We start from the raw sequence: 7846 nt of genomic DNA, 5'->3' as shown, positions 1-7846 counted from the left end.
ATTATACTCTTGTGAAATTTTTTCTTTAGTTGTTAAAAAATTTTCACTACTAGACATTGAACTTGCTTTTGATAATTCTTCAATATTGCTTTGATTTAAAGGAGTAATTCTAACCCTAATCCCAAATTTATCATTAACAGAACTAACATTTAAATTTATTTCTTCTTTATTATGAAACATAATAAATGTTTTATTATTCTTTGAACTAATTGCAATCTTATCTATAAACTTAGATTGAAGATTTTTTATTTCATTTTTAGAATACTTAAGATTATCAAAAATAAGTTCTAATATTTTTTTATCTTTTCTTTGAGAAATATTACCTTGATAAGCACTATCAAAAGAAAGCATTAAATCTACTCTATCGTTTCTGTTATAAATGTTATAATCAGTTAAATTTGCGGAAAAAAGTGGAAATAAAAAACAAAAAAAGACAAATAAAATTCTCATTAAATTTCTTTTTTAAAATATTGTAACACCGTTTTAGAATCTAAAATCTCATTAATTCTTATGGCAAGATTTTTTTCATATACCATAACTTCGCCTTTTCCAAAAATTCTTTTATTAATATAAAGCTCAACACTTTCTCCTGCTGGCTTTTCAAGATCTATAACAGAACCTACTTCTAATTTTAAAAGCTCATTTACACTCATATTAGTCGTTCCAAGCTCACTAACAAAATCAACTGTAATATCTAAAATATCTTCGTAAGAATGAAGTAAGCCGTGATAATTGCTAAATTCAATATCATCATTCATAATTATTAAAACCTATTTTAAAATAATGATCATCAAGTTTATATACTAAAAATTCATTAAGTTTTATACTTGAAGGATCAGTTTTTCCAAGATATTTTGGAATTCCAAGTTTATATTCATCTTTTCCTTGCGCATCATTAAGTAATTTTTTCATATATCCTATAATCTGATTAGTACATTCTTTAGTAAGATCTTGCCAATCATTTTCACTCAAATCTTCACCTGGAATTAATATACTAGCAATTTCTTGTAAAATCGATTGAGAGAAAAATAAATAAAAAACATTTTCTATTTCATTGTTTTTTATAGTGATAGAAGTTGCATAAAATTCACCCTTTTTTATCTTTTTCATTTTTTCAATATGCATTTTTAAAATGTGATTATAAAAATGAGTGGTTGAATATTCAAGCATACTTAACATAACCCATACCTTAAAAATAAAATTATTCTTATTATAATATAAAAAATATTTAAAATTCTTAATTATTTTTAAAGATTTTATTTTTATTTTATAAAAAAAATATTTTAATTTGTAAAGTATATAAAATGTAATTTAGGATATTAAATGAACTTAATAGATTTACCTTATTTTGCTATAGGAATTATATCTGGCGTAGCTTCAGGACTTTTTGGCATAGGTGGTGGAATGATAATAGTCCCTACTATGTTAATTTTAGGTGCAAGCTCGCATTCTGCCATTGGAATTTCAGTTTTACAAATGATTTTTGCTGCAATTTTTGGATCTTATTTAAATTATAAAAAAAAGAATTTAAATTTAAAAGATGGAATTTATATAGGTTTAGGAGGTCTTTTAGGTGCAAGCTTTAGTGGAACACTTTTAAAATACTTAAGTGATATTAGTTTAACATCTATATTTTTAGGTGTAAGTTGTATTTTTTTTCTAAAATATGCCTTTGGAATCAAGGAAAATGTAGTTAAAAATAATAAAAGCATTTTACAAAAAAATATAATTTTATTTATAGCTGGAACCTTTACTGGTGTTTTCGCTATTTCTTTAGGAATTGGAGGTGGATTATTGATTGCTCCAATTTTAGCTTATTTTCTAGGCTATGATAGTAAAAAAGTTGTTTCTTTATCTTTGTTTTTTGTAATATTTGCTTCAATTTCTGGAATTATTTCTTTTTCAAATTCAAATGTAATTGATAGTGAAGTAATTCATAAAGGTATAATAGTAGGAATTGCGTCAATGATAGGAGTTTTCATGGGTATTAAAATCATAGAAAAAATGAAACTTTCTTCTCATCGCAAAATTTTACTCTTCATCTATGCTTTATCTATATTTGCAACTACGCATTCTTTGCTTAGAAAACTTGGAATTATAGTTTTTTAAGTAAAGCTAAATTCAAATAAAAACTTTAGATTTTTAATTTTATTTATGCTAGAATTCCAAATTTAATTAATTTTTAGGAAAAAAAATGAATGATATGATAAAAATCATAGGCGCAAAAGAAAATAATCTTAAAAATATCAATCTTGAAATTCCAAAAAATAAACTTATAGTATTCACAGGTCTTTCAGGCTCAGGTAAATCTACTCTTGCCTTTGGCACTCTTTATGCTGAAGGCCAACGTCGTTATATAGAAAGCTTAAGTGCTTATGCGAGACAATTTTTAGATAAAGTAGGCAAACCTGATGTAGATAAAATTGAAGGATTAACTCCAGCCATTGCAATTGATCAAAAAACAACTTCAAAAAATCCACGCTCTACAGTTGGAACAATCACTGAAATTTATGATTATTTAAGACTTTTATATGCAAGAATTGGGGTGCAACATTGTCATCAATGTGGTAAAAAAATTACTTCAATGAATACAGAAGATATAGTGTCAGAAATTTTAAAATTTCCTAAAGGAGCAAAAATTATTCTTTATGCTCCTTTAATCAGAGAAAAAAAAGGCACTTATGCAGATTTACTTGAAAATCTACGCAATAAAGGTTATATAAGAGCACAAATTGATGGAGTTTTAGTGCGTTTAGATGAAGATATTGAACTTTCTAAAACAAAAAAACATACCATTAAACTCGTAATTGATAGATTAGAAATTCAAGAAGATTTACTCTCACGTCTTGCAAGCGATATTGAAAAAGGACTTGAAGAAAGCTTTGGAGAAATAGAATTAGAAGTATTAAATAATGAAGAATTAGGCTTAAATAAACATTATCATTATAGTATTCACTCTGCTTGTTTTGATTGTAAAATTTCTTTTATGCCACTTGAGCCTTTAAGTTTTTCTTTTAATTCTCCAAAAGGAGCTTGCGAATCTTGTGATGGTTTAGGAATTCGTTACACTCTAGATATGAAAAAAATCATTGATGAAAATTTAAGTATCGAAAATGGTGCTATTAAAACTATGTATGGTTTTAATAAAAGCTATTATTATAAATTTTTAATTGCTTTTTGTGAGCAAAATGAAATTTCTATTAAAACTCCTTTTGCTGAACTCAATGAAGAACAAAAACGTCTTGTATTATATGGCAATGCAAAAACTATAAATTTTACTTGGAAAAGAAATCATTTAAAACGAACTTTTGAAGGTGTAATCAAAATAGCTTATGATATATTAAAAGATGAAAAAGACTTAAATGAATATATGAGTGAAAAAATTTGCAAAGATTGCAATGCTCATCGCTTAAAGCCAGAAAGCTTAGCTGTAAAAGTAGCCAACAAAGGCTTAGGGGAAATTTTAGATATGAGTATAGAAAATTCAAGTGCTTTTTTTTCACAAGAAAGTAATTTTGATTATTTAAATGCACAACAAAAACTCATAGCAAAACCTATACTTAAAGAAATAAATGAAAGATTATTTTTTCTTTTTGATGTAGGACTTGGATATCTTTCTTTAGGGCGTGATGCTAGAACAATCAGTGGTGGAGAAGCTCAAAGAATACGTATTGCATCTCAAATTGGAAGTGGTTTAAGTGGAGTAATGTATGTTTTAGATGAGCCAAGCATTGGACTTCATGAAAGAGATACAGCAAAGCTCATTAAAACTTTAAGAAATTTACAACAAAAAGGTAATACGCTTATTGTGGTAGAACATGATAAAATGACAATTGAAGAAGCTGATTTTATTGTTGATATTGGTCCAAAAGCTGGAAAATTTGGTGGAGAAGTTGTTTTTAGTGGAACTTATAAAGAACTTCTAAAAAGCAAAAGCGAAACTGCTCTTTATATGAACAAAAAAAAACAAATTTCTTGGCAAAAAAATAGAAAACAAAAAAATTATCTTGAATTAAAAAATGTAAATATTAATAATATATCAAATTTAAATGCCAAATTTCCTTTACAAAATCTTGTAGCTATTACAGGTGTTTCAGGAAGTGGAAAAAGCTCTTTAATACTACAAACTTTACTTCCATTTGCACAAGAATCTCTAAATCACGCTAAAAAGGTAAAAAAATTAGGTGGAGTTGAAATAGAAGGATTGGAACAACTTGATAAAGTTATTTATCTTGATCAAAGTCCTATTGGACGCACCCCAAGGTCTAATCCTGCCACTTATACAGGAGTTATGGATGAAATTCGCAATCTTTTTGCAGCTACTAAAGAAGCTAAAGCAAGAGGCTATAAAGCAGGACGCTTTTCTTTTAATGTAAAAGGGGGAAGATGTGAAAAATGTAGCGGGGATGGAGAAATTAAAATAGAAATGCACTTTTTACCTGATGTTATGGTTATTTGTGATACCTGCGGAGGTAAGCGCTATAATGATGCTACTTTAGAAATCAAATATAAAGATAAAAATATTTCAGATATCTTAAAAATGAGTGTTTTAGAAGCGTATGATTTTTTTAGTTCTGTGCCAAAAATTCGTCAAAAACTTGAAACTTTAGTAAAAGTAGGACTAGATTATCTTACCTTAGGGCAAAATGCTACAACTCTAAGCGGAGGAGAAGCTCAAAGAATCAAACTTGCCAAAGAATTAAGTAGAAGTGATACCGGTAAAACTCTTTATATCCTAGATGAACCTACTACAGGACTTCATTTTGAAGATGTTAATAAACTTATTTCTGTTTTGCAACATTTAGTGGATTTAAAAAATTCAGTTTTTGTAATCGAACACAATTTAGATGTAATCAAAAATGCTGATTATATCATAGATATGGGACCAGAAGGCGGGATTAAAGGAGGTAAAATTATAGCAAGTGGTAATGTAGAAAAAGTAGCAAAAGAATATAAAAAAACAGGTTCTTATACAGGATATTATTTAAATTTAGAACTTAAAAGCGATAAAAATTAATTTAAAATAATTAATTAGGCCTTTGAATGTTTGAAACTCTTAGTTATCCTATGCTTTTTTTAGCAAGCTTTCTCTCAAGCACGCTTCTTCCACTTGCAAGCGAAGCTTTTGTGCTTGCTTTTATTAAATTTAATTTTAATCCTTATTCAGTACTTTTTATAGCTACTTTAGGAAATACTTTAGGGAGTTTGAGTACTTATACCCTTGCTTTTTTAGGAAAACAAAAAATTTTAGAAAAATATTTTTCAAATTCTTTAAAAAAATTAGAAAAATTAAGTATTAATTTTAATCGCTTTGGGGCAATATTCTCTTTTTTAAGTTTTTTACCCATAGTAGGAGATATCTTTGTTTTAGGGTTAGGATTTGCTAAATACCCTCTTATAAGAGCTATTATTTTTATCACTCTTGGAAAATTAAGTCGTTATATTTTTATAATTTTTATAGCAAATTCCTTTTAATAATCTTGTCTTAATAAGCTCTAAAAGTTTAGAATTATCTATATTTTTTAAAACTTTTACCGGCTTTTTTTCTTTTAAATTTAAACCTAAACTTAATTTTGGCTCTTTCTCAACACGATAAGCTAAACCTCTAATTAAAGAACTATCACAAACTACATCTACAAAATACTCATTAAATTCTGCAATATTTTCATCAAGCATATAAGCTACACTTAAAGCATCATGGATCCAAGTTCCTTTAGTTCCTCTTGTGCGACTAGCATAGTAAATCCAAGCCCTTAAAGTTTGAATTAAATAATTACAGAGTTCATTTTTATTTTCTAATTCATCTAAATCTTTATGAGTTAATAAAGTTTGCATAGTAGCATTATAAGGAGCTAAAACAACTTTTGCCTTTGAATTTAATACTATATTAGCTGCTTCTGGATCAAAACCAAAATTTGTATCTTTAATATATGAGGGCATATCAAAACTACCACCCATAATATGAATTTCTTTTACATTTTTATCAAAATTTTTAAAAAGTCTCATAGCAATAGCTATATTTGTAAGAGGACCTATAGCACAAATTGAAATTTTTTTAGGATTTTGCATTATAAGTTCGCCCATTTTCAAAGGAGCATTAGGTATTATATTTTTTATTATTTTAGGTTTTTTTATCGTATCCCAAAGAAATTTTAAATTTTGCTTTTTAACACTATTATCAAGCCTATTGCGCCAAGGTTTCATAGGTTCTTTTAAGGCAGAATCAGCTCCTAAATACACAGGAATATTTAAATTCCAAAGCTTTAAAAAATGCTTTGCTACACTATAGGCTACAATATTAGATACATTGCCATTTACTGTACTTATCATTTCAAGTTTAATTTCTTTAGAAGCTAAAATTAAAGCAAGGGCTAAACCATCATCAGTATTAGCTCCTGCTATACCATTACCTATATCAGTATCCAAAATCAAACGGATCATATAGCATCTTTAATTAAATTTAAATCTCTTCCTCTTGTTTCTGGTGCAAAAAAGGTAGTAACAAACCCTATACCAGCAGTTACAACAAAATAAATTGCTATAGGAATCCAAGTTCCATAATAAGCAAGCAAGAAAGAAGCTATCATAGGTGCGCTTCCACCTGAAAGAATAGAGCCTAATTCTTTTGCAAAAGCCATTTTAGTATAACGATTTTTAACTCCAAACATTTCAACACCCCACGCTGCTTGAACTCCAAAAATTCCTAAAGATGCTAAAGACATTCCTACGATAATGGTTAAAATTACTATAAGTTCATCTTTGCTATCTAATAACATAAAAGCAGGAAAAGCATACAGCATTAAAAGAAAACAAAAAGCTCTATAAGTTATTTTTCTTCCAAATTTATCACTTAAATAACCTGCTAAAGGAATTATCAAAAATCCAAATAAAGAGGCACTTAAAACTGCTGTTGTAGCTACTGATTTGTCTAAAAGCAAAATCTTAGTAACATAACCTACTATAAAACCTTGTGCTAAATAAGATGGTCCGTTTTCTCCTATTCTTAAACCAACCATAATCCAAAATGCTTTACTTTTTTGCCAAAAAGTTCTTGTATCCTCTTCTAATTCTTTCACATTTTGCGCCCTAATTTTTAACATCTCCTCTTTTTGTTTTGCAAAAACAGGACTTTCTTTAATATAAATACGCAAATAAAGAGCAAATAAAACAATCAAAAAACTTCCAATAAAAGGAATTCTCCAACCCCACTCTTTAAAAGATTCATCATCAATTTGCACTACTAAAAGCCATACAAAAGAAGCGAGTAAAGTTCCACTATTTGATCCTAGTGCTATAACAGAAGAAACAAGTCCTCTTCTTTTACTAGGAGCATATTCTCCAAGCATAATAGTTCCGCCTGAAAGCTCTGCTCCTGCTCCTAAACCTTGCATAAATCTTAAAATAACCAAACAAAGCGGTGCCCAAATTCCTATAATAGCATAACTTGGAATAAAACCTATAAGCGTTGTAGAAATTCCCATCAAAGCAATAGTTATCATCATAATATTTTTTCTTCCATACTTATCCCCTAAGTATCCAAAAAATAAAGCTCCTATAGGTCTTGCAATAAAACCTATACCATAAGTAACAAAAGAAAGTAAAAGAGCTATTACTGGAGTTTGTTCCGGAAAGAATACTTCTGAAAAAATAGTTGCTGCAGCCAAACCATAAAGTGCAAAATCAGCATATTCTAAAGCTGTTCCAAGCCAACAAGAGAATATGGCTTTTTTAAAAGCTTTTTTTCCATCAGGAGTATTAAAATTTTGATCTGCGATACTACAAGCTTGTTTATTCGACATATTTCTCCTTACAATAATAAATTAAAAGATGAAAAAATATACTAATT

General features: G+C 28.0%; 7 protein-coding genes and 1 pseudogene. 3 read left to right on the top strand and 5 right to left on the bottom strand.

Going from position 1 to position 7846, the window contains the following annotated elements; all coding sequences use genetic code 11:
- The 3 genes and pseudogenes from JG677_RS01965 to JG677_RS01955 all read right to left on the bottom strand — a co-directional run.
- Positions 1-450 (bottom strand): annotated as a pseudogene (locus JG677_RS01965) (hypothetical protein); the annotation flags it as partial.
- A complete protein-coding gene (gene fliN / locus JG677_RS01960; RefSeq protein WP_200170046.1) occupies positions 450-758 on the bottom strand; it encodes a flagellar motor switch protein FliN in 309 nt (102 codons plus the stop codon). The pseudogene JG677_RS01965 and the gene fliN, both read right to left, overlap by 1 nt.
- Positions 751-1179: a chemotaxis protein CheX gene (locus tag JG677_RS01955; protein WP_200170047.1), complete on the bottom strand. Its 429-nt coding sequence runs from the start codon at positions 1177-1179 to the stop codon at positions 751-753. Before JG677_RS01955 ends, fliN begins: the two co-directional genes overlap by 8 nt.
- 144 nt (positions 1180-1323) lie before the next feature.
- Between JG677_RS01955 and JG677_RS01950 the strand changes: the two genes are divergently transcribed.
- The 3 genes from JG677_RS01950 to JG677_RS01940 all read left to right on the top strand — a co-directional run bounded on the left by JG677_RS01950 (position 1324) and on the right by JG677_RS01940 (position 5475).
- A complete protein-coding gene (locus tag JG677_RS01950; RefSeq protein ID WP_200170048.1) occupies positions 1324-2109 on the top strand; it encodes a sulfite exporter TauE/SafE family protein in 786 nt (261 codons plus the stop codon).
- An 85-nt stretch (positions 2110-2194) separates the two neighbouring features.
- On the top strand, positions 2195-5017 hold the full coding sequence (gene uvrA, locus JG677_RS01945; RefSeq protein WP_200170049.1) for an excinuclease ABC subunit UvrA: 2823 nt from the start codon (positions 2195-2197) through the stop codon (positions 5015-5017).
- 26 nt (positions 5018-5043) lie between these two features.
- Positions 5044-5475 carry a YqaA family protein gene (locus JG677_RS01940; protein WP_200170050.1) on the top strand — a complete coding sequence of 144 codons (432 nt, stop codon included), beginning with the start codon at positions 5044-5046 and terminating at the stop codon, positions 5473-5475.
- Here the strand turns inward: JG677_RS01940 and JG677_RS01935 are convergent.
- Positions 5431-6438: a nucleoside hydrolase gene (locus tag JG677_RS01935; RefSeq protein ID WP_200284880.1), complete on the bottom strand. Its 1008-nt coding sequence runs from the start codon at positions 6436-6438 to the stop codon at positions 5431-5433. The two genes, JG677_RS01940 and JG677_RS01935, sit on opposite strands and share 45 nt — an antisense overlap.
- Positions 6438-7799 (bottom strand): MFS transporter, encoded by a 1362-nt coding sequence (locus tag JG677_RS01930; protein ID WP_200284876.1) that lies wholly within the window; start codon positions 7797-7799, stop codon positions 6438-6440. The genes JG677_RS01935 and JG677_RS01930 overlap by 1 nt, the downstream gene beginning before the upstream one ends.
- Positions 7800-7846 lie beyond the last annotated feature (47 nt).

Source organism: Campylobacter sp. TTU-622 (genome assembly GCF_016598965.1).
In the GTDB taxonomy this organism is placed as follows: Bacteria; Campylobacterota; Campylobacteria; order Campylobacterales; family Campylobacteraceae; genus Campylobacter_D.
The sequence above is the reverse complement of the archived record's forward strand: the minus strand, read 5'-3'. Positions and strand labels throughout refer to the sequence as shown.

Coding starts and splice junctions, on each gene's coding strand:
- fliN (WP_200170046.1), bottom strand. CDS start 758: ATGAATGATGATATTGAATTTAGCAATTATCACGGCTTACTTCATTCT.
- JG677_RS01955 (WP_200170047.1), bottom strand. CDS start 1,179: ATGTTAAGTATGCTTGAATATTCAACCACTCATTTTTATAATCACATT.
- JG677_RS01950 (WP_200170048.1), top strand. CDS start 1,324: ATGAACTTAATAGATTTACCTTATTTTGCTATAGGAATTATATCTGGC.
- uvrA (WP_200170049.1), top strand. CDS start 2,195: ATGAATGATATGATAAAAATCATAGGCGCAAAAGAAAATAATCTTAAA.
- JG677_RS01940 (WP_200170050.1), top strand. CDS start 5,044: ATGTTTGAAACTCTTAGTTATCCTATGCTTTTTTTAGCAAGCTTTCTC.
- JG677_RS01930 (WP_200284876.1), bottom strand. CDS start 7,799: ATGTCGAATAAACAAGCTTGTAGTATCGCAGATCAAAATTTTAATACT.